Annotated in this window: 19 protein-coding genes; 10 read left to right on the top strand and 9 right to left on the bottom strand. The window is 43.3% G+C overall.

The annotated features are described in order from the left end of the window. Positions 1-378: 378 nt before the first annotated feature. Positions 379-1,302 carry an AEC family transporter gene (locus H0913_RS07875; RefSeq protein WP_036951272.1) on the top strand — a complete coding sequence of 308 codons (924 nt, stop codon included), beginning with the start codon at positions 379-381 and terminating at the stop codon, positions 1,300-1,302. Positions 1,303-1,476: 174 nt separating this feature from the next. Then, on the top strand, positions 1,477-2,454 hold the full coding sequence (gene glpX / locus H0913_RS07870) for a class II fructose-bisphosphatase (RefSeq protein ID WP_181478713.1): 978 nt from the start codon (positions 1,477-1,479) through the stop codon (positions 2,452-2,454). A gap of 79 nt (positions 2,455-2,533) precedes the next feature. On the opposite strand, the gene dtpA is transcribed toward glpX, so the two are convergent. Continuing rightward, positions 2,534-4,003, bottom strand: coding sequence for a dipeptide/tripeptide permease DtpA (gene dtpA, locus H0913_RS07865; protein WP_036951277.1), 1,470 nt, complete (start codon positions 4,001-4,003; stop codon positions 2,534-2,536). A gap of 1,019 nt (positions 4,004-5,022) precedes the next feature. Here dtpA and H0913_RS07860 point away from each other — a divergent pair. Beyond that, positions 5,023-6,084, top strand: a complete 1,062-nt coding sequence (locus tag H0913_RS07860; protein ID WP_181478453.1) for a tetratricopeptide repeat protein — start codon at positions 5,023-5,025, stop codon at positions 6,082-6,084. A 320-nt stretch (positions 6,085-6,404) separates the two neighbouring features. On the opposite strand, the gene H0913_RS07855 is transcribed toward H0913_RS07860, so the two are convergent. From H0913_RS07855 to dpiB, 8 genes are all read right to left on the bottom strand, one after another. Then, the gene (locus tag H0913_RS07855) at positions 6,405-7,652 is read right to left on the bottom strand and encodes a DUF3644 domain-containing protein (RefSeq protein ID WP_181478451.1); all 1,248 of its coding nucleotides are present in this window, start codon (positions 7,650-7,652) and stop codon (positions 6,405-6,407) included. Between the two features lie 358 nt (positions 7,653-8,010). Beyond that, positions 8,011-8,493: a glutathione peroxidase gene (locus H0913_RS07850; protein WP_181478449.1), complete on the bottom strand. Its 483-nt coding sequence runs from the start codon at positions 8,491-8,493 to the stop codon at positions 8,011-8,013. Between the two features lie 24 nt (positions 8,494-8,517). Further along, positions 8,518-9,069 carry a helix-turn-helix transcriptional regulator gene (locus H0913_RS07845; RefSeq protein ID WP_154639178.1) on the bottom strand — a complete coding sequence of 184 codons (552 nt, stop codon included), beginning with the start codon at positions 9,067-9,069 and terminating at the stop codon, positions 8,518-8,520. Between the two features lie 303 nt (positions 9,070-9,372). Next, positions 9,373-10,347, bottom strand: a complete 975-nt coding sequence (locus H0913_RS07840) for a Rieske 2Fe-2S domain-containing protein (protein WP_181478447.1) — start codon at positions 10,345-10,347, stop codon at positions 9,373-9,375. A 26-nt stretch (positions 10,348-10,373) separates the two neighbouring features. Continuing rightward, entirely contained in the window at positions 10,374-11,513 is a 1,140-nt protein-coding gene (locus H0913_RS07835) for a GNAT family N-acetyltransferase (protein WP_181478445.1), read from the bottom strand. Further along, positions 11,510-12,664 carry an ATP-grasp domain-containing protein gene (locus H0913_RS07830; RefSeq protein WP_181478443.1) on the bottom strand — a complete coding sequence of 385 codons (1,155 nt, stop codon included), beginning with the start codon at positions 12,662-12,664 and terminating at the stop codon, positions 11,510-11,512. Before H0913_RS07830 ends, H0913_RS07835 begins: the two co-directional genes overlap by 4 nt. A gap of 65 nt (positions 12,665-12,729) precedes the next feature. Next, entirely contained in the window at positions 12,730-13,410 is a 681-nt protein-coding gene (gene dpiA, locus H0913_RS07825; RefSeq protein ID WP_181478441.1) for a two-component response regulator DpiA, read from the bottom strand. Next, the gene (gene dpiB / locus H0913_RS07820) at positions 13,403-15,040 is read right to left on the bottom strand and encodes a sensor histidine kinase DpiB (RefSeq protein ID WP_181478439.1); all 1,638 of its coding nucleotides are present in this window, start codon (positions 15,038-15,040) and stop codon (positions 13,403-13,405) included. The genes dpiA and dpiB overlap by 8 nt, the downstream gene beginning before the upstream one ends. A 371-nt stretch (positions 15,041-15,411) precedes the next feature. Here dpiB and citC point away from each other — a divergent pair, with 371 nt between their 5' ends. From citC to H0913_RS07785, 7 genes are all read left to right on the top strand, one after another. After that, positions 15,412-16,464, top strand: a complete 1,053-nt coding sequence (gene citC, locus H0913_RS07815; RefSeq protein ID WP_181478437.1) for a [citrate (pro-3S)-lyase] ligase — start codon at positions 15,412-15,414, stop codon at positions 16,462-16,464. 18 nt (positions 16,465-16,482) lie between these two features. Beyond that, positions 16,483-16,779 carry a citrate lyase acyl carrier protein gene (gene citD / locus H0913_RS18875; RefSeq protein WP_036951301.1) on the top strand — a complete coding sequence of 99 codons (297 nt, stop codon included), beginning with the start codon at positions 16,483-16,485 and terminating at the stop codon, positions 16,777-16,779. Continuing rightward, the gene (gene citE / locus H0913_RS07805) at positions 16,779-17,675 is read left to right on the top strand and encodes a citrate (pro-3S)-lyase subunit beta (protein ID WP_154604124.1); all 897 of its coding nucleotides are present in this window, start codon (positions 16,779-16,781) and stop codon (positions 17,673-17,675) included. The genes citD and citE overlap by 1 nt, the downstream gene beginning before the upstream one ends. Before the next feature lie 11 nt (positions 17,676-17,686). Further along, positions 17,687-19,213 (top strand): citrate lyase subunit alpha, encoded by a 1,527-nt coding sequence (gene citF / locus H0913_RS07800; RefSeq protein WP_181478435.1) that lies wholly within the window; start codon positions 17,687-17,689, stop codon positions 19,211-19,213. Positions 19,214-19,216: 3 nt separating this feature from the next. Continuing rightward, positions 19,217-19,762 (top strand): citrate lyase holo-[acyl-carrier protein] synthase, encoded by a 546-nt coding sequence (gene citX / locus H0913_RS07795; RefSeq protein WP_181478433.1) that lies wholly within the window; start codon positions 19,217-19,219, stop codon positions 19,760-19,762. Further along, a complete protein-coding gene (citG, locus tag H0913_RS07790; RefSeq protein ID WP_181478431.1) occupies positions 19,743-20,636 on the top strand; it encodes a triphosphoribosyl-dephospho-CoA synthase CitG in 894 nt (297 codons plus the stop codon). The genes citX and citG overlap by 20 nt, the downstream gene beginning before the upstream one ends. 268 nt (positions 20,637-20,904) lie before the next feature. Further along, positions 20,905-22,338: an anion permease gene (locus tag H0913_RS07785; RefSeq protein ID WP_036951311.1), complete on the top strand. Its 1,434-nt coding sequence runs from the start codon at positions 20,905-20,907 to the stop codon at positions 22,336-22,338. The last annotated feature ends 29 nt before the right edge of the window (positions 22,339-22,367 follow it).

The raw sequence follows: 22,367 nt of genomic DNA, 5'->3' as shown, positions 1-22,367 counted from the left end.
TGGGTAACAAACTGTTACAAAATAACTCTTTTTAAGAGTATTCACGAATTAATCTATTCTATCATCTTATTATTTAACTATCATAAAATGATAGTACATTTTTAATATTTTTCAGACCAGAAAAACACATTTTCAAATAATTATTTTTCTCACCACTCAATCCTCTATTACTTTATTAATAACTTATTAATTTCAATAATCCATTTTTGATACTTTTTATTTATTAGGGAAAATATGCAGATAATAGGTGTATTTTCGTGTGATTATGTTATTAATTTATAGACAAATTCACCAATAAGTTATTTAACAAATAACGACTGTCTTTTATCGATATATTTAAAAAATATGTATTGTCCTAAATAACGCAAAGGAATACCTATGTTATTACACATAATACTTGAAGCCCTAAGTCCCATCGTACTCGGTCTTGCCGTAGGGTGGTTATCGGGTAAATATGGCTTCGTGAAACGGGAATATTCGCAAGCGTTTGCCGACTTTGTTGTCAAAATCGCCTTACCATTTGCATTATTCCTTGCTGCCGTTCAAGCCCCTCCTTCAGTTTTACTGAATGTGGATTACTTGATAGCACTAGCAGTCGGGTTAATTGCATCCTATGTCATTGGTTTTGTGGTCGGTAAAGTATTTTTCCGTCACAATAAAACCGATGCTGCGATGCAAGCATTGTCTGTTTCATTCCCAGATATGGCGTACTGTGGGCCACCCGTTTTACTGGCAACTGTCGGTTCATCCGGTTTAATTGCCATGGTTCTCGGTAACTTAATTTATACCGTCATCATCATTCCATTTACCTTATTAATGATCAGCGGATCAGCAAATGGCAATGGTATTCTGAAGTCTGTTGGTAAAGCCGTCATTCAGCCATTAGTTTTCCTGCCTGTTTTAGGGGCAATTCTGGCAATTTGTGGCGTAAAATTACCTGAAATCCTACAAAACTCAGTCAATGAACTCGGGAAAACGGCAGGTGGTGTGGCCCTCTTCTTCCTCGGTTTATTACTTTCCGGTATTAAACTCACAATCAATAAAGAAATTATCTTTAACGTTTTTGTGAAAAACTTTGTACAGGCGGCGCTTATTCTTGGAACTGGCCTCGCATTAGGGTTACAAAGTGATTTATTAAAAGCGGCATTTATTATCGGTGTATTACCGACGGCAACGGCTGTACCTGCGTTAGCTATCAGTAATAAAGCCTATACTGAAACCTCTGCGGGAACCGTATTACTCAGTACCATTGCGGCATTGATTTCAATTATTGGCGGGATCACCATCGTCGAAATGCTGTAATGCGTCTTTGATATGTCAAATGGCGGAGTTCGCTCCGCCCTTTCCATTCCTTAACTTTCCGCTTTAACCTCAATAAAACGCCGTTTTATTCGCCAAAAAATTACCAAGTTGATCACAAAAAACGTATCATAGGCGCGATAATTTTTTAGTCCTAGGGATCACACCAAAATGAAAATTAGCGATGAACTCGCGTCTGCTATCGCATCAGTGACGGAAGTTGCCGCCATTGCCGCGTTTGAATGGGTAGGGAAACAAGATAAAAATGCGGCGGATAACGCTGCGGTTGAAGCCATGCGAAATCGACTCAATGAAATTGATTTTCATGGAAAAATCGTAATTGGCGAAGGGGAAATTGACGAAGCGCCAATGCTGTATATTGGTGAGCAAGTCGGCAAGCAATCTAGCGAACATCATTTAGATATCGCGGTCGACCCCATTGATGGCACCCGGATGGTGGCATGTAATGAGCACAATGCCATTGCCGTTTTAGCGGCCGCACCAACAGGAACATTGCTGCAAGCCCCCGATATGTATATGGAAAAAATGGTCGTCGGTGCAGCAGCAAAGGATGCCGTTCACCTAAAAAATCCATTAGAAAAAAACCTCGAGTTTCTCTCTGCGGCATTGGATAAGCCAATTTCCATGCTTAACATTGCCATTCTCGATAAACCTCGCCACCAGCACATTATTAAAACCATCCGTAACTTTGGCGCCAACGTCATCACCATTCCTGACGGCGATGTTCTTGCATCACTGCTAACAATCTTACCAGAGCACCCTATTGATATGATGTATGGTATCGGTGGTGCACCAGAAGGCATCATTAGTGCAGCCATTGCCCGTGCATTAGGTGGCGACATGCAAGCACGTCTTGTTCCACGTAATAAAGCCAAAGAAGATACCGAACAAAATAAACTGTTAGCGGCGCAAGAAGCGATTCGTTGCCAACAAATGGGCATCGAAATTGGAGAAATTTTAACATTGGATATGATGGTGAATACGTCCGATGTGATTTTCTCGGCGACGGCTATCACGCCAACGGTCCTGATGAATGGTATCTCGAATGATCTGCATAGCCGCAGCGCGAGCACCATTTTAGTCAACGGCAATAACCGTTCGATGAAATTAATTAGCAATCGGTATTTTAAATAACATAGGCTTTGAATAATCATGCATTAAAAAAGGGCGATATTTCTATCGCCCTTTTCAATTTTATCACTGACAGAACAAATTAATGCTGTTCTTGCGTCATACGGTTTAATAACGGCGCGGTGAATACCATCACAATAGCAATCGCACCCGTTACCAGACCAATCTTCATAAATACATCGCTGTAGACAGCCAGTGATTCAACTTTACTGGTGATTTCGCCTTGAGGTGCAGCCGCCATAGAAGCAACATAACCCGCGATAAATGCCGCAGCAGAGTTAGTTAAGAACCATGCGCCCATGATAAAGCCCATCAGACGTTGTGGAACTAACTGTGCCACCATCGCCAGACCCAGACCTGAAATCATCAGCTCACCGATACTTTGGAAACCGTAGCAGATAACTAACCATTGAACAGAAACAATACCCGCTTCGTTCGCGAATTTTGCGCCTAATGGCAGCACTAAGAACGCCGCAGAACACAGTAACATCCCGATAGCGAATTTATGTGGCATCGGTAAGTTATCGCCCATTTTGTTATAAATTGCCGCCAAAATTGGGCTACCAATCATGATCCATAATGGGTTTAAGGCTTGGTACTGAGCAGGTTCAATCGCAAAACCGAAAACTTCATGCTCCACGTTATGCAGTGCGAAGAAGTTCAGTGAGGTTGGCATTTGGCTATAGAGTACGAAGAAAACAATCGCTTCGAGCATCAGGATCAACGCGACTGCCATACGGCGACGAGCAATACCTTTGAGCGCCATCATCTCTTTGATAAAGATAACTAAAATACCTAGAGAAATTACCGCCAGTGCCGCACGCGCAATGCCTAAGTTGTGCAGTAACCAGTTTGAAATCGCAATCAGGGCAACCACACCGACGATAGTCATCAGTAATTTGGAGATAACAACAGGTGCAAAGTCCGGTTTTGAACCGTGGTCTGCGACCCATTTTTTGCACATATAGAAGTTAATTAAGGTGATGATCAGACCCACTACGCTGAGGGAGAATGCAACATCCCAGCCGTAATGTTTTGCTAACCATGGCGTTGCCAGCATTGAGAAGAATGAACCAATGTTAACGGACATATAGTACATGGTGAATGCACCGTCCAAACGTGGGTCATTTTTGTCATAACAGGTGGATAATAATGATGATGGGTTCGCTTTAAACAGACCGTTACCTACCGCAATGGTAGCTAGGCCGAGATAAACCATCGACACATCATGCCCAGAGTAGGCAACGAAGGCATAACCGACAATCAGTACTACCGTTCCAAGAACAATCGCACGCTTAGTCCCTAAAACTTTATCCCCTAGCCAACCACCAATGGCAACGAAGCCATAAACCAGTGCAGAGAATGCTGCGAACAGCGTAATAGATTCCGCTTCCGACATGCCAAGCACTTGGCTGAGATAGATTGGGAGGATCCCCTGAAGACCGTAGTAACCAAAACGTTCCCAGAGTTCAATAGAAAAGATGAGATAGAATGAACGAGGTTGCTTAAACGCGTTAAGACTGACTTCCTCTTTGTTATTTGTTGTGGACACAAGTTACCTCTAATACAACCTGTACGTATGCAAAAAAACCACGGGGCGCTGTCTGCACCCTCGCATTGTTATGGTCTCAAGAATTCAAGCTTTAGAAGATTCACTTTTGGTAGGAGGAGTATCAATCCCTGACCTCAAAACAAACAAAACTGTGTGTAAATATTGTTTATGAATCGCGAACATAAAATTCAATGAGTTAAAGCATATTTGATTATTTATTCAGCATTACGGCGAATATATGCCAATCCAAACAGAATAATCAATTAAGCAATATATGCTATTTATGCACCAAAACTAATAATTTAGCTAGCATTAATTACCATGCTTATAGATTCATATCGTGATTAACTTCAATTTTTTACAAAATCATGAAATTATTATCGCCCATTAAATAATCACTTGTTCACTATATGTTAAGCATATTGTTCTATCTTTAATCACTTTACTCGCAGAGTAATACCTTATACACACCACAAACATACCACGCAGCACCCTGCGGATATTTCGTCTTGGTGGTAATAAAAACTGAATAGAAAATGAATTTAGATAGGTGATTATTTATTGATGTCACTACTATGTGTTTATTTATCGAACAAAGTAGCGGTGTGAGATAAAAATAAAGCGGTATTTGTAGGAAGAGTCGTATTTTATGCAAAAAAAAGCCCAGCGACTAAAACTGGGCATAATGCATTCTATTAAGGATCGTACTACTAATTCAAACTACACGATATAGATGCATTATTGCATTACTTCATGTAAAGAAATGAATGTTGAGGGTAAATATATGAATGTTTACACAAGCAAACAGTGATATATATGTAATTAAGACCCTTGATAGCCTCAAAAGGTTCATCTTTTTTTTCATTATTTTTAATCTTTTTTATAACATCATGATTTATCATCATTTAATGTGTAAAAATAATTTTAAGAATAGCAAGAATGGCAATTGCGTCGCTGGCTGCAACCCGTTAACCTACCCATTAGGAATAAATGGTTAAAATTCATCCCAAGGAAGCTCAGTGAAACAGTTTACTCTCCCCTTCATCATCCTTTGCTCATTATTCATTAATTTGAGTCAAGCAAAAACGGCGGCTCCTGTTTCCCCCTCTTCAATCGTGGATGAAAAAACGTTAATTCAATTAGCGGATAGCGGGCAAGCGGAAGCACAGTTCAATTTAGCCATGTTTTATCAATCTCACGGCCAGCTCGATAAAGCGGTGTACTGGTATAAGCTTTCCGCCAGCCAACATTTTACCAAAGCACAAATCAACCTCGCGTTGATGTACCAGCAAGGAGCTGGCGTCGGTAAAAACCCCAAAGAGATGTTGCATTGGATGGAAGCGGCAGCCAACGCAGGCGACCCTATCGGCCAAATGAATATGGCGGAATATACTCTAGAAGGCATTCCAAACTTGTTGGAAAAAAATCCACAACAAGCATTAAGTTGGCTAGAAAAAGCCGCAGCACAGCAGTTACCCGCAGCGCAGCTAACTTTAGCTTATTGGTATGAAACAGGTGTCGTCGGAGATAAAGACCCTCAAAAAGCCAATCAAATCTACCTCGCTCTAGCTGAAAAAAATCAGCCACAAGCGCTCTATTTATTAGGTTATCAAGCCGCAACGGGGATGTATGACAAAATCAATTACCCCGCTGCGTTTCAGTATTTTACGCGCTCTGCGGAGTTAGGCTTCTCTCCCGCACAAAATAGCTTAGGTATGCTCTACTTAGCAGGGCAAGGCACCAAACGCGATACCGCTTCCGCTATTAAGTGGCTCACCCTCGCCGCTCAGCAAGGGGAAGTTTCCGCCCAGTTTAATTTAGCGTTAATTTACGCTCGAGGTGATGGCATCACCGCCGACCAAGCGAAAGCCTGCCAGTGGTTTATCAAGGCCGCCAACCAGCGCAGCCGTGATGCTCAGTATGCCAGCGGAGCGTGTTATCAGTATGGAATGGGCGTACCGCAAGATGATGCGAAAGCCTTATATTGGTATCGACTCGCCGCGAAGCAAGGCGATGAACGCGCCCAGAAGAAAGTGATGATTATGGAAAATGAGTTACAGAATTTGGGGAAAGGGAAATAGCCTCAGAATATCTGCATGGAATAATACTGTTAAGTGCGTTTTTTGTTTGTTGATAGAACAGAAGTTAACTTGATGGTTAGCATTGATAAGGTAAACATGTCATATCTAATTTAAAATTAAATACTTTGATCTCCATATTTAATGATAATAACAAACCAATTTACCCCATTGTTTTATTTAAAATAAATCATCATCACACATCAAGGTACGTATACAAAAAATATTAAAACGCTACCATTTACATCATGATAGCGCTTAAACTAGTAAGTACTTTGCCAGCATTATTAGGGATTTTTACCCCCTAAAAAACTACTTATTGATTAGGAAGCGAGAACTTTTTTTAGTTCCTCTGTATCTTTATAGATAGATAAAATAAATCGTACCCATTCCTGGCAATATAGATAGCCATCGAAACCCTCTATATAACCACAATATTTTCCTTTAAACTTTTTGTCGATTTGAATCGGCCTAGCTTCATAATACTTCCAAAATTTGGTATGAGTTGCCATATTGAAACTCTTTTCTTTTTTTTCAACCAGTGAAACAACTTTTTTAGGCTTTAATTTGAATTGATTTTCTACATTCTTTATGAATGCTATGCCAGACTCATATTTTTCTACTTCATCCTCACTTAAATTATTAACATTTATAAATTCAACTGCTAAATCTGACTGTTTAGCATTTTTTCCAACTAAAGGTACTAGTAATGCTCTTAATCTATACTGTTGACTTTGAACTACATCATCAGATAGCTCATTTTTATAATCATCCATGAATTTTTTAACTACATTAAAATTTTCTGTTTGAAATTGTTTTATGGCATCAATCTGTGCTTGTTGAGTGGCTCTTGTCAGTTGCATAGCAAGCGCCAAATTAATCATCAACACATTATCCTCTCCAAATTCTTCAGTTAGAATATTTTCGAAATTATTAATTGCAGCCTGACACTCACCAAATGTTAATAAATCAATTGCAGGAAGACCTCGATGCTCAATTATATTTCTTAGCCCAATAAGAAATAGTAGATTTGCTTTTTCTGCAGACTCAATACCAGGCCAATATTCTTGGCAACAAGCTTTTAACTCCCATGCTTTTTCTTGTCCATCTACTAATTTAGGATTTCCATCATCATCAAGATAAGTATACGGTGTGCCATTTTTGGCAAAAATGGCATGAAAAAGAGATGTATATGCAATAATAATATTTACGATAAAACCGAATGTCTTGAAGTCAGTAAAAGGGTTGTTATATGTTGCAACTGCAAGTAACGCAAATTCTCTAGCTTTTCGTAAACTAATACTTCTTTCTGATTGAGATGTTGAGTCCTTATATTTTTGAGTATTTACATGCCGAAAATCTTCCTTACTAATATATTTTATTCCTTGAGTAGTATATTGATTACCATCTCTAGATATAAATTTACTCCATGTTTTGGTTGGGTAGGTTTTACATGTTTGAGCTTTCCATCCAGTAGCTTCAGCCAGCTCCTCTACCGTAAAAGACTCTTGGTTTTTTTCTCTCGAAACTAAAAAGTCATATGCCAAATCAACTTTATCAAACTTGCTCATTATGAATTTTCCTAATCTAGTGGCCTTATTACCTGAACAGTAATTTTTACCAAAGATACTCACATGCTGTTTATATGAATTCGTGTTAATAATATAGTCAATAAACTTCAAATTTAAACATATGTATAATTTATATCAACAATATTATTAATCCCAATTTTACAGTATATGCTACTATCACAAGCCTACCGAGCAAAACTATATTAATCCGACACAGAGAAAATACATTCCTGTAGATGTCAATTATCTAGCCACAGATACTAAAGTTCCCCTATATATACGTTATTTAGTTTAATCGATATTTTCAGTGTTCTTCTTCACTGTATATTTCGTATTTAATCTGCAAATACTAAAGCGCTTAAATTTCCAGTGCCGCAACAATCGCAGTTTCCATTTTTTCTGGGGTTGTGAACGGAGCAAAGCGCTTAATTGGCTTACCATCGCGTCCGATCAAAAATTTAGTGAAATTCCACATAACTCGCCCACCTAGCAGCCCAGGTAACTCACTTTTTAGATAACGAAATACTGGGTGTGCGGCGCTTCCATTGACGTCTATTTTCTCGAACATCGGAAAGCTTACACCGTAATTAATGTAGCAGGTTTGCCCGATTTCCTCAGCACCTCCAGGTTCCTGTTTCCCGAATTGATTGCAAGGGAAACCCAGCAGTACCAAATCCTGATCTGCATATTTTTTGTAGAGTGCTTCAAGACCTTCATATTGCGGTGTAAAGCCACAATGACTGGCGGTATTCACGACGAGAACCACCTTACCCGCGTAGTCCGCCATAGAAATACGCTGCCCGCCAAGGCTTGTTGCTGTCAGTTGATAAAAAGTGGTCATCGTAAAGCCCTCAAAGATCAAATATTATGAAATAAGTGAATATGCGATGGATTCTACTTCTTTAATATTTCCAAATGACCGCATTCTTAACGCAAGATTCCACTTGCTCAATGTGTGTGCGTTACTCACCAACTGCTCTCGAGCCTGAACGCCTTTACTGTCGAGGCGACCGCTATCATTCAACCATTTAGCAACTTCTGACCAATCCCAAAGTGGTGACTGGCCACTAATACGTTGGATAGGACAAGGGAAATCGCCTTTACCTCGTGAGCCGTCCTTAAGTAAAGCAATGGCTTGACGAGTTAAACCGGAAAGTTGGGCAATATCACTCAAACCAACTAGAGCCGAGTCCACCGACTCAACGATAGCCCCAATACCAGCAGTTTCAATGTCATTAATCGCTGATTTGATTGCCAAATCTAAGCTTTCAGCTTCTCTGTCAAATTCTATATAGACTGAGCTACCGTAGTAGCAAATTAGTGCATCATCACAACCGTTAGAATACAGAGCATCGGCAAGACCCTCCGTCTCCATTTGAACGCCTGATAACGTCAATGTGAAATTGTAGAGTTCCATTCTGCTCTCCTCATCAAAAAGGCGGTTACCCGCCTTGCCTTAAAAAACCGAATCAACCCTTAGATTTCTTCGGGGTACAGCGGTCAACCATTCTACGGATTTGCTTTGCATGCATTAACAATATGCAGTTTGTTGACTCTCGTCAACACCATTTAATGACATTAGTGCCGAGTAATGCAATTGAAGGCTTATACTTGAGAAAAAAGATGGAAAGAGAGATTGATGGCACTGACCTATAAAAAGAGCCTTTTTATAGGCTCCAAATATGTCTGGAAAGCGTATTGCAATATTCCTCGCAGCGACTCAAAGCCGAAAACAGAACTCCCTCTCCTCAAACATCAGCGGCTCACCATCTGCAAGTAATTGGCGAATACTAGGACCTAGTAAATCTTGCTCACCATCCAACGGTGTCGGTAAGGTTCCTTGAAAACGCAATTTATTGGCACTGACTTTCTCCAATATTTGACGGTCTTGACGGAGGATCACGCGGAATAACTTGCTTAATACATAACGTTTGATGACTGCCGGAAGCTTTCCGCGTCGAGTGGCAATCCGTGCAAACAGGCGTAACTGGTCATTTCCACAAGGGACTAGCCAAGCGCTAACCAGCAGATTGAGCTCGTCACGGCGGTCGCGGTACTCAATTTCCGCCAAACACGGCAGACGAAAGCGCCCCATACTGATTCCACGCTCACGCTCAAACAATCGTGAAATAAATCCTGACTGTTTGCCCTCTTCGCTATACACGGCTTCGACGCCATCTGCCAGTGAGTGAACTCGGGCGCTAATTTGTTGCCGTTGCCGGTCATGACGGATCCAGCCAGAGTGAACAAAATGGGTGTGAAAACCATCAAGAAAATTCTCTGCCGCATCTTGCAGCGAGCACTGCACGTCATCCGTGATCCAAAATGTATCGACTATCTGTGAGCTCTCAGAAGGTGCAACTGGGGGGAGCAGCGGGCGCTCTGTGCTTAGGTTAACCCAAACTAGCCCATGAGCTTCGCAACAAGGAAAACTCTCGAGCAGCGGCTTACTTCCCGCCGCAAGGTCGGTACCGGGCACTCGGGTACATCGCCCGTCGGCGGAAAACCGCCAGCCATGATAAGGACATTCAATCTGCCCATCACACACTTTTCCCGCGCTCAATGGCGCAAAACGGTGCGGACAACGGTCTGGCAGCGCAGCAGCATGCCCGTCACTGTCGCGAAACAGCACCAGCGGAATATCATGCAACTGGCACGCCACGGGTTGGTTTCGCAACTTGTCACTGATAGCCACAGGCCACTATTGATGTTCAAACGGCTTCACAGTTTTAGCTTCCTCATCATCGGCACACCAATACCATGTAACAGAAAACTCAGCACCTTCCAGACAAGGCGTCGTCCCCAAGATAAATGGGCGATGTAGACCAAGCTGTATTCGATCTGCGGTTTACCACCTCGTAAGCGTTTGAATTCAGCCGCGCCAGAGCTAAAATTCAGCACCTGACGACGCTCAGCCGCTTCTTGCAGGCACAGACGGGTCAATTGTCGATACAGCCCAAACCGTTGAGGCAATGCGGTATCGTAACCAACTATAGGTGCACTGATCATAGTAGAAGACGTGAACCAGCCTAACGCGCCATCAATACGTCCATCCACCGTGCGCAAAGCGCGGATTTCAAGCCAACCCTCACGCTGCCCCTGCTGCATCCATTGCGCACTATAATGGGGATTCAACGTACAATATTTATCTAAATAAAGCAGGTTATACAGATATTCTATTCTCTTGAAATCGTCATCATTCAATTCGCTACCGGATACAACGGTATACGGGCTTCGTCGCAATAAAGTGGCATCCAGCCGAGTATTATGGTGCTTGAGAAACGGCGCTTGCTCCCCAGATCTGCCATCGAAAAGATAAACTTGTCGACTAGGAACGCTCAAATAGCCTAGATTTTGCAAACATTGTCGTAATTCGCGGTTACTAAAATCATTGAGTGAACGAAAACCAATTCCATGCTCAGGAAAGTTTTGCTTCAGCAATGTCGTGATAGCTGGCAATTCAGTGACATCCCAATCATTAGGATAAAGATTGGTCGATAGCAGCCAGTTGTTTACCTGCACCAATTTGTTGATCTTTCCCGCATTCAGTAGACACTCAACGGCTTGAGTCAGTAACTTCAACGGCCAAGTCAGATAGGGCCGACCGAGGCGCTTGATTTCTTCACGGGCGTAACCACTGTAGGCTGTTTGAGGAGACACCACATAGCAGTTGTCGTCGGGTTCGTTGCCGTCCGTGATACTGACCGGAAATTGCTGCGTTCCCGTATCGAGCAACGCCATTTTCGTGCTCACATTGCCTATCAAAGACTCACTGGCACAAGCGCGCACATAACGCCGAGCCAAGCTGTCATTCGGGCTGGAGCTCTCACTAACAATTTGATCTTCGCACAATAATTTCATGGGGCACGCTCGTCTAGCGGCTGGCCGTTCCATTCGATATCTGCTGTAGACGCCGTTAATAATCCACAGCGCCGAGATACCGCCCGAGCAACGATTTCCGTGAGACTTCCGACTTGTGTTATCAACGGCCACCAGTCACCTTTTTGCACGATAACATCGCGGGCGGCAGCATAATCACGCCAGAACGTCGGGCTCAAGGCGCGTCGTGGTGCGGCAAATAACAACATCGCCAGTGCGATCATTCGAGGTTCTAATGTCGGTTCAAGAATCTGTTCTGATGGATGACTCAAGCTATTTACTAATAACTGTCGCTGATTATCAAACAGATGCACACCGCTGGTCGCCCTCGGGTTGCACTCTAATACATGGAACTGACCGTTTTTGTCTTGAATAAAATCGAACCCTACTTGCCCGTTATACCCCGTCTCGCGCCCAAAATGTTCAAGAAATTGGCGTACGGGTTCCGGTGTACTGGGTTGGAAATAGATCCCTGATCCCCGACCGACTCGATAACGTGGCTGATAACAGCTGTGAGCACGTAGATCACCATCAACCAAGACACTAAAACTGCAAAACTCCTGCCCCTCGATAAATCGCTGTGCTACCCAAGGCTCGGTCTGAGTGGGGTGCACGTTGTTTAGCTTTTGGGCTGACGGGCGGATCATGGTTTGTGAGGCAAATCGCGAATATGCGGGTTTGAATACCCAGCTTGCAGCATCATCCATAAATGCAAGTAATGCTTGGCTATCGGTCAGTAGATGGGTTTCAGGGGCAGCGACAGGCCAGCCATTCGTCATGGCTGCAAAATTCCCTTTATGATGCAGACGATGCAACAATGAAAATTCACTGGTTAACACCCGACACAACGGCTGCAACCGTTCAAGGCCATAAGACAAGTAAAACACTTCTTCGCAAGTGGGTAGCAGCAGGTCGATATGTTGATTTTCAATCGCTGTCGCAAGGGCTTCAATCCAAGCAGTCGGATCCTGTCGAGGTTCAGGTAAGCGGACATAATTTTGCACAGAGCAACTAAAGCGGCTCAGCGGCTGACTGAGCGAATCACCGACGCTGACAGTCCATCCTGCCTCATTAAACGCTCGCGCCCATTCAAGACAGGCCGGCGCTCGAGCGCCAAGGATCAGTACGTTCATAACAACCTTTTGGGGAAATTGGCGCAAACATCTTCACGCAGACTTCAATCGTCTACCTACAGCAACTAACAACTACCCCGATATATCCTTTGTGGGCGCCCGACTTTGCCGTACTCAATTTCCGCTTCAATCTTACGTTGAGCTAAGCAATACTCTAAATAACGGCGAGCGGTGGTGCGACTTAATTTTATGGTTTCTGCAATTGTCTCTGCCGTATATTCCGCATCGGGTACTGCAAATAACGCGAGCACCTTATCAAGCGTAATCGCATCAATCCCCGTCGGTAACTCTTCTTTACTCTCACCGCGGGCATAGGTATTAAACATGTCATCAATCTGGCTTTGATTGGTTTTATTGGCGCCCTGCAAAACCGCTTTACGCTGAATATAGCGATCTAACGTTTGCCCTAAACGCTCATAGGCTATCGGCTTAACCAAATAATCAAACACACCGAGGCGAATCGCCTCAGAGACTGTCTCCATATCACTGGCGGCGGTGGTGAACACAATATCTGCACTATTGCGTTCCTGAAGCAGTTCATGAACTAAATCAATCCCTTTCCCGTCAGGTAAATAGTTATCCAACAAAATCAAGTCCGGCTTCATGTACTCAATCATTTTTCTTGCTTCTGCAAGATTGCCCGCAAGCCAGACTTTGTCACAAGCAGGATAAGCTTTAATGTACTCCGCGTGCATCTCCGCAAGGAGCAGTTCATCTTCGACAATGAGGATTTTTATCTTAGCCATTTTGCGTCTTCACTTTCGGTATAAAAATAGAGAATACAGTACCATACGGTTGATTATCTTCAATGATCACCGCCCCATTACATCGATTAACATAGGAAGCCACCAAAAATAGTCCTATCCCATGCCCATCGACAGCATCCGTTTTTGTTGTTGTTCCGCGTTCAAACCATTTATCTTGCAGCTCAAGAGGAAAACCACATCCTTGATCAGCAACTTCAATCACAATCTCATCATTTTCATCTGAGATATACAATTCTATCTGTTTATTACCCGCTTCGTTCTTTAAGCTGGCTTCGAAGGCATTATCTAATAAATTTCCTAATACAGCACAGAGTTCCGTGCTATTTAATGAGTTAGGTAATTCACGGAGTTGGCAACCCGGCACAAAAATAAGCTGTAACCCCAATTCTCGCGCACGGTGATATTTACCAAATAACAACCCGGCCACTTGTTTATCTGCAAATTGTTCGCGCAGTGAGTCAATTAATTGTTGCCGAGATTCCGACTCCCCCTTAATTAACGCTAAGGCTTGGTCATACTCTTTCATTTGCAGCAAACCACTTAACGTGGAGATCCAATTTAAGTGTTCGTGGCGCAATGTACGCAAATTATCCACATATTGGCGAACTTGAGAAAGCTGCGCATTTAAGGATTCAATATCATTTTGGCTACGGAAGCTGATCACCGCTCCCGCCAGCAACTCACCATCCATAATAGCAACTCGGCTAGCTATCACATTCAACCCATTGAATTCGCAAACTATGTCATGATGGTTTTTCGCGATTTCTTTCGTGAAAAAGCCTGCGGGAGAAACATACTCAGAAATCGGTTTACCGATTAACTGTTTTGCCGACTCACTCAGCGCTAACATTTTTCTGGCGTTATGGTTGATATTAATAATTTTTCCATAACGGTCGACGGCAATAATGCCTTCAAACACCGCATCAAAAATCCCTTTTTGCACCAACACTAATTGGGTTATTTCTTCAGGTTCCATGCCGAGCATTTGCCGCTGAATTAATCGGGCGAATGCCCAAGAGAGAAATAGCAAAATCACCAACACCCCTAAAAATGTTGCTGATGTTTGCACAAATACCTCCGCTAATGAGGTATCTATTTTGGTGGTGAGATAACCAATGGAAACAACGCCAATGACTTTGCCGTTCTCATCAAAGATAGGCGTTTTTGCACGTACCGCATTCCCCATGGAGCCTTCGCCTTTAATAAAATAGCTTTCACCATTTTCTAGCGCCCCCGGTTTATTCCATTGCATTGGGTAGCCAATCTTTTCACTATTCGGATGATATAAACGAACGGAATGTTCATCGCCAATAACGACATAGTCATAACTGGAATCTTGATTGAGCTTATCGGCAATAATTTTTAGCTTAGGAATATCTTTATCTTTTACAGTACTGACGATGCCATCCAATGAAGCGATCATTTTGGCTTGGCTCATGGCAAGTACGCGAATGTTCGCCATCATGCGGTTTTCTGTGGTATCCGTAAAATATTTGCCTAATCCAAACGTCAATAGCACTGATGCCAGTAACAATAGAAGAAAGACTCTTCCAGAGAATGAAAAAATATTCCCTTTTTTAAATGGGATCTGTGAAAACTCTGTTTTCATCTCGTCTCTCTATAACTCGCTAAAAAGTAAAATTATTGTTACACGCAAAAATACCAATAATGAAGATAAAAGATAACTTAGTCCGCTTAGTAATGCACATAATATTAATTAAACACATTAAAACCACTGAGTAAAGTTCATAACTCGTAATTAAAAACATTAAAACCATTAAACAAATACAAACTCATTTTAGAAATATGAAATAGGTCAAATATATTATATGCAGTGTATTTAATATGAATATTGAAAAGGATAATTAAATAAAAATTGAGAACTTAGGTAATTAAAGGCAAGCCAAAAATATTTATTTAATTAACTTTAACATTAGCAACATTTTTAATACATCTCTAAATGAGATGCAGGATACCATTATGTTCGACAACATAACGTTTAACCAAGTAAAACGTCATGAGAACAGAAAACTCAATGATATCACTCAGTTTTTAAAAGAGAATGATTTAGACATTGATGCCAGCGTTGACGTCTTTATTACGATCACACGTAACGAAAAGTTAATTGCCTGTGGTGGTCTCGCGAAGAATGTCATTAAATGCGTTGCTATTAGCGATGAAGTTCGTGGTGAAGGTTTAGCCTTAAAATTAGCGACTGAATTGGTGAACCTCGCTTATGAAAATAATACCACGCACCTATTTATCTATACCAAATACCAAAATGAAGAGCTATTTCATCAGTGCGGATTTCATACTATAGCCACTGTACCCAATGTGATGGTTTTAATGGAAAATAGCTGCTGCTATTTAAATCGCTATATTAAAAGTTTAAAAGCTCAATATAAAGCGGGGAAAAAAATTGGTGCTATCGTGATGAATGCCAACCCATTCACATTGGGGCATCGTTACTTAATTGAGCAAGCATCAAAAAATTGTGATTGGCTACATTTATTTGTCGTCAAAGAAGATACTTCCCGTTTTCCGTATAAAGTTCGCCTGAAATTAATTGAAGAAGGCACAAAAGGAATTAATAACCTCACTATTCATAAAGGTTCGGAATACATTATTTCACGGGCTACATTCCCTTGTTATTTTATTAAAGACATTACTGTAGCCAACAACTGTTATACAGAAATCGATATTAAGATTTTTCGCCAATATATTGCTCCGGCGCTGGGAATCACCCATCGTTTCGTCGGCTCAGAGCCATTTTGCCAAGTCACTAACCAATATAACCAAGACATGCGCTACTGGCTGGAAACCGATGAAATGCCATTCCCACCCATTGAACTGGTCGAATTCCCGCGGACAGTGATCGACGGCACGGCGGTTTCCGCCTCGCAAGTTCGAAAACTGCTCGCTAAAAAAGATCTTGCGGCGATCAAGCCGATTGTGCCCCCTGCTACGTATCACTATTTACAAGAGATGCTAGCAGCGCAGACTCCGTCGCCTACTCCCGCACTACAAGCTTGAATTAGTTATAGGTGAAATATGAAGATACTACACGCAGCGGTTGCCGGCACACTCGAATCCAGTGATGTCATGGTACGAATCGAGCCTCTTGAAGACACTCTCGAGGTCTCATTGCAGATCACCAGCAGTGTTGAAAAACAATTTGGTGATGCCATCAATGCCATCGTGCTTGAAATGATTGAAAAATACGATATTCAAGGCGCTGAAATTGTGGTGGATGACAAAGGTGCATTGGAGTGCGTTCTACGCGCTCGCCTCGAAGCCTTACTGGCTCGCGCCTGTGATCTCGATGCTCTGCCATGGGAGGATAAATAATGACACCGGAAAGAAAAAGCCGCACTCGCAGAAGTATGCTGTTCGTCCCAGGCTCCAACGCCGCGATGCTCAGTAACTCCTTTATTTATAAAGCCGATGCCCTGATGTTTGACCTCGAAGACTCCGTCACCATTCGAGAAAAAGACACGGCGCGTCGTTTGGTGTATCACACACTGCAACACCCGTTATATCAAGATATTGAAACCATCGTGCGCGTTAACGCCCTCGATTCTGCTTATGGGGTTGCTGACCTCGAAGCCGTCGTTCGCGGTGGTGCCGACATTGTGCGCTTACCGAAAACCGATACCGCACAAGATATTATTGATATTGAAAACGAAATTCTACGCATTGAAAAAAGCTGTGGGCGCGAAGAAGGTAGCACCGGGTTACTTGCGGCTATCGAATCCCCGATGGGGATCACCCAAGTCGTAAATATTGCTCACGCATCTCCAAGATTAATAGGCATCGCATTAGGTGCCGAGGACTATGTCCGCAATTTGCGCACCGAGCGGTCTCCAGAAGGCATTGAACTCCTCTATGCTCGGTGCGCCATTTTACAAGCTGCGCGTTCTGCCGGTATTCAAGCCTTTGATACCGTCTACTCTGACGCCAACAATGAAGAAGGCTTCCTCAAAGAAGCCGCACTCATTAAGCAGCTTGGTTTTGATGGCAAATCATTAATTAACCCACGACAAATTGAGTTACTGCATAACTTGTATGCCCCAACCCAAAAAGAAGTCGACCATGCGCAGCGTGTGGTAGATGCCGCTGATGCCGCAGAGCGAGAAGGCAAAGGCGTCGTTTCCCTCAACGGTAAAATGGTAGACAGCCCTGTAATTGAAAGAGCCCGCTTAGTGTTATCACGCGCGGCATTATCAGGCATTCGGGAAGAGTGAGGCAGAATATTATGACAACCAATACATTGCGTCAGGCTCGCGTATCAGCCTACTTAGCACCTAAAGACGATGCATTACTGCGTGAATTCAAAGATATCGGTAAAGTTCAGCAGCAAGTACAAAAACCACGCAACCGCAAACTGTGTGATGACCTGCAAGTGGCTATCCGCCGTTCAGGATTAAAAGATGGCATGACCATCTCTTTCCACCACGCTTTCCGTGGCGGTGACTTAACCATCAATATGGTGATGCAAGTGATTGCCGAAATGGGCTTTCGCAACCTCACCTTGGCATCCAGTTCACTCAGCGCTTGCCACTCGCCACTGGTTGAACATATTCGCCATGGCGTCGTCACTAAGATTTACACCTCTGGCTTACGTGGTCCATTAGCCGAAGCGATTTCTCGCGGCGAATTAGCGGAACCCGTACAAGTTCACTCCCATGGTGGACGTGCCAACCTTGTTCATAGCGGCGAATTAAAAATCGACGTGGCATTTATCGGCGTTCCGTCTTGCGACGAATACGGCAATGCGAACGGATACACGGGTAATGCGAGCTGCGGTTCACTCGGTTATGCCAAAATCGACGCAGAAAATGCCAAAAAAGTGGTCATGTTGACCGAAGAATTTCTGCCTTACCCACATAACCCATCGAGCATTAAGCAAGATGAAGTGGACTACATTGTCAAAGTCAAACGTGTGGGGGATGCCGACAAAATTGGTGCCGATGCCACTCGCATGACCTCCAACCCGCGTGAGTTATTGATCGCACGTACCGCCGCTGATGTGATTGAAAAATCAGGCTTCTTCAAAGAAGGATTTTCACTGCAAACCGGTACTGGCGGGGCGTCACTGGCAGTCACTCGCTTCCTCGAGGATAAAATGCGCCGTCATCATATTCATGCAGGCTTCGCGTTAGGTGGGATCACCTCCACCATCGTAGACCTTCATGAAAAAGGCTTAATTAAGAAGTTACTCGATGTGCAAAGCTTTGACCGTGCAGCGGCAGAATCGCTCGCACGTAATCCAAATCACATTGAAATCAGTGCCAACCAATATGCTTGCTTTGATTCTAAAGGCGCCTCGGTGGATATGCTCGATGTGGTGGTGCTCAGTGCCTTAGAGATTGATACTCGCTTTAATGTCAACGTGTTAACCGGCTCCGATGGGGTTATTCGTGGCGCATCCGGTGGGCATAGTGACACGGCGGTGGCGGCAAAACTGTCTATCATCGTCGCGCCGTTAGTACGCGGTCGTATCCCAACGTTGGTGGACGATGTACTGACTTGCGTTACACCGGGTTCTAGCGTCGATATTTTGGTGACTGACCATGGTATTGCTGTTAACCCAGCACGCCCGGAGCTGAAGCAACAACTGGAAAGCCAAGGCGTCAAAACCGTTTCTATTCAATGGTTACGTGAACGCGCCCAATTATTAACAGGTACCCCAAATCCTATCGAATTTACCGATAAAGTGGTGGCGGTGGTGCGTTATCGTGACGGTTCTGTAATTGATGTTGTCCATCAAGTGAAGGAGTAGAACATGTTTTACCCACTGCCTGATACCCAAGAGCAATTTGACATTTCCTTACCTGACTTGCTGGCGAGCCGTGATGCCCGTCAGGCTCGTCAGCAAGAGTGGATTGGTCTCCATCAGGTAACCTTGATTTCATTTACTGTCGTTTTTCCGGGACCGGTTAAAGACAATCAACTGGTCAGAGACATTTTTAATCAAGGCTTAAATGCGCTTAAGCAAGTTGCTTCATGCAGGCAGTGGGTACTTTTATCACAACAATCATTCCCTTTCGTTACCGGACCGGAATGTTTAGTCGCCGTCAATGCCGATGCCCTTGAGGTCAAAAAAGCCTTAATGGAAGCGGAAGAATTATCCCCCGTCGGCCGACTTTGGGACTTTGATGTTTTTGATGCAAATGGCGTTTTATATTCTCGCAGCCAATTCAATTTACCGACTAGACGCTGCTTGATTTGTGACAATGAAGCCAAGGTGTGCGCGCGCCAACGCAGCCATTCCCTTGAAGAGATTTTGCGCCGTATCGAGGAGTTAGCCTATGCTCCAGCAAAAAATTAGCCAAGAACGTACGTTAAATGATGACGTGGTGAATCACTACAGCCAATTGGCTTGGCAAGCGATGCTTGCGGAAGTGAATTTAACCCCTAAACCGGGTTTAGTGGATAAATGCAACACTGGCGCCCATAAAGATATGGCTCTGACCGATTTTCATTTAAGTGCCAATGCGATTGCAAAATTCTTTCCGCTATTTTTGCATGCAGGTTATGAACATTATCAATTACCGATTCACCAGCTACTTCGCCAAATTCGCGGTATCGGTATCGATTGTGAAAAAGCGATGTTTCGTGCCACTCAAGGCGTAAACACCCACAAAGGCTCAATTTTTTCATTAGGTTTAGTGCTCACTGCGGTGGGGCGTTTATTCGGGTTACAGCAACGAGTTACGCCCAGCGCAATTAGCCAAGTCGTTTCTGGCATGTGCCAAGGATTAACCGCTGAGCTGCAACAGCCCGCAGAACACCCAACAGCAGGACAACGTTTATTCCAAGAGTATGGATTCACCGGCGCCAGAGGGGAAGCAGAACAAGGTTATCAATTGGTGATTGCCCATGCACTGCCCCACTACTTGAAACAGCTGGCTGATGGTAAACAAGCCGATATCGCCTTACTCGATACGCTAATTTTGCTGATGAGTCTCAATGACGATACCAACATCGCCAATCGCGGAGGCATGACGGGGCTTCAGTGGGTAAAACAGCAAGCAACTAGCTTGTTGCAGCAAGGAATTCAAGACGAACAGGATTTAAGCAAAGTTCAACAATTTGACTTGCAGTGTATTGAAAAGAATTTAAGCCCCGGAGGCAGCGCAGATTTATTAATTCTAACGTGGTTTTTTGCGCGATTACCTGCGAATGCTTATTTAGCTTCATAAATAAAAGCAATTTAAATATTCATTAACAAAGGAACAAACATCACAAAATTGATTAATTAAAACCAGAGAAAATAATTTTTAAATAAAAACTGATTTTGCTTTTCAATCATTAATAACATTTCTGTTAATAAGCGTTAACCAATAGTTTTATTAAAAAATAACACTATTCAAGATACCGCTATATCCAGAAATAGGTTTCCACACATTTTAGATATTCGTTTTATGTGATTTAAGAAATTTAAAGTTTATATTCTTGAAGGATTAGCCTATGCAAAAAGATAAAATATGGAAGCTATTAGTTTTAATAGCCATTCCAATAATCATAGCCTTAATACCGACGCCTGCAGGGCTACCGAGTATTGCATGGCTGTTATTTGGTTTGTACCTTGCCGCCATTGTGGGACTGGTATTAAAACCTTATTCCGAGCCTGTGATCTTGTTAGCCACGATTGCTGCCAGTGCAGTGATCATCGGTGTAACAGGCACTAAAGACGTCAAAGTTGGCGAAGTTCTAAGTGGTTACTCATCCGGTACAACATGGTTAGTTTTCGCCGCGTTCACCTTGAGTGCCGCGTTCGTCATAACCGGTTTGGGTAAGCGCCTCTCCTATATTCTTATTGGAAAATTAGGTGGCACCACTCTTGGGCTGGGTTATGTCACCGCTATCCTTGACTTGATTATCGCCCCAGCAACGCCGTCTAACACCGCACGTGCCGGTGGGATTGTCTTCCCTATCATCAACAGTGTGGCGGTTGCATTAGGATCTGATCCTGAAAAAAGCCCCCGTAAAGCGGGTCACTATTTGCTGGTAAACGTGTATATGGTGACCAAAACCACCAGCTATATGTTCTTAACGGCAATGGCACCAAACGCGCTAGCATTAGCGATGATGACCGACATTATGGGTATCCATTTAAGTTGGGGTGGTTGGGCATTAGCCGCTGCCGTGCCGGGCTTAATCATGTTGATCCTGACTCCGCTAATTATCTACAAACTGTATCCACCTGAATTGAAAAAGGTGAATAACAAAGAGATCGCTGCAAAAGGGTTAGCGGATTTAGGCCCGATGACCGTGCGTGAAAAACTGCTCAGCATTATCTTTGTACTGGCGTTATCCGGCTGGATATTTGCAGATAAAATCGGTGTCAGTGCTTCAAGTGTCGCCATTGCAGTCATGGCATTAACACTGATCCTCGGTGTCGTCACTTGGGATGATGTGCTGAAGAACAAAGGTGGCTGGAACACTCTGATTTGGTACGGTGGTATTATCGGTATGTCCGGCGTGCTCACCAAAGCAGGCTTCTTCAAATGGTTAGCCGATGTGATGAGCGAACACCTCTCCTTCGGTGACCAAGCGATGTTAGCGTTCTTTGTCATCATGTTTATCAGTGTCGCTATTCGCTACCTGTTCGCTTCTGGTGGTGCCTATGTGGCGGCGATGGTTCCTGTTTTCGCCACCGTTGGTATGGTCGCAGGTGCACCGCCGATGCTGTTAGCGCTGGGCCTACTGTTCTCTAACGCTTACGGCGGCAGCTTAACCCATTACGGAGGCGCGGCAGCCCCAATCGTCTTCGGTGCAGGCTATAACGATATTCGTTCTTGGTGGATCATTGGTGGGATTATCGCGTTCCTCAGCTTATTAGTTCACATGACTATTGGTTTAGGTTGGTGGGAAATTCTTATCAATATGGGTTTAATCTAATCGCCCTTACCCCATAAAAAGATGGAGTG

Origin of the sequence: Providencia rettgeri (assembly GCF_013702265.1) — a bacterium.
Taxonomy (GTDB): domain Bacteria; phylum Pseudomonadota; class Gammaproteobacteria; order Enterobacterales; family Enterobacteriaceae; genus Providencia; species Providencia zhijiangensis.
This window is presented reverse-complemented; position numbering and strand designations above follow the sequence as displayed.

Excerpts from the sequence above, each read along its gene's own strand:
- dpiA (WP_181478441.1), bottom strand. The coding sequence starts at position 13,410 with ATGGCTAAGATAAAAATCCTCATTGTCGAAGATGAACTGCTCCTTGCG.
- H0913_RS07830 (WP_181478443.1), bottom strand. The coding sequence starts at position 12,664 with ATGAACGTACTGATCCTTGGCGCTCGAGCGCCGGCCTGTCTTGAATGG.
- H0913_RS07855 (WP_181478451.1), bottom strand. The coding sequence starts at position 7,652 with ATGAGCAAGTTTGATAAAGTTGATTTGGCATATGACTTTTTAGTTTCG.
- citG (WP_181478431.1), top strand. The coding sequence starts at position 19,743 with ATGCTCCAGCAAAAAATTAGCCAAGAACGTACGTTAAATGATGACGTG.
- citC (WP_181478437.1), top strand. The coding sequence starts at position 15,412 with ATGTTCGACAACATAACGTTTAACCAAGTAAAACGTCATGAGAACAGA.
- H0913_RS07785 (WP_036951311.1), top strand. The coding sequence starts at position 20,905 with ATGCAAAAAGATAAAATATGGAAGCTATTAGTTTTAATAGCCATTCCA.
- citX (WP_181478433.1), top strand. The coding sequence starts at position 19,217 with ATGTTTTACCCACTGCCTGATACCCAAGAGCAATTTGACATTTCCTTA.
- H0913_RS07875 (WP_036951272.1), top strand. The coding sequence starts at position 379 with ATGTTATTACACATAATACTTGAAGCCCTAAGTCCCATCGTACTCGGT.
- citD (WP_036951301.1), top strand. The coding sequence starts at position 16,483 with ATGAAGATACTACACGCAGCGGTTGCCGGCACACTCGAATCCAGTGAT.
- citE (WP_154604124.1), top strand. The coding sequence starts at position 16,779 with ATGACACCGGAAAGAAAAAGCCGCACTCGCAGAAGTATGCTGTTCGTC.
- citF (WP_181478435.1), top strand. The coding sequence starts at position 17,687 with ATGACAACCAATACATTGCGTCAGGCTCGCGTATCAGCCTACTTAGCA.
- dpiB (WP_181478439.1), bottom strand. The coding sequence starts at position 15,040 with ATGAAAACAGAGTTTTCACAGATCCCATTTAAAAAAGGGAATATTTTT.
- H0913_RS07850 (WP_181478449.1), bottom strand. The coding sequence starts at position 8,493 with ATGACCACTTTTTATCAACTGACAGCAACAAGCCTTGGCGGGCAGCGT.
- H0913_RS07835 (WP_181478445.1), bottom strand. The coding sequence starts at position 11,513 with ATGAAATTATTGTGCGAAGATCAAATTGTTAGTGAGAGCTCCAGCCCG.
- H0913_RS07845 (WP_154639178.1), bottom strand. The coding sequence starts at position 9,069 with ATGGAACTCTACAATTTCACATTGACGTTATCAGGCGTTCAAATGGAG.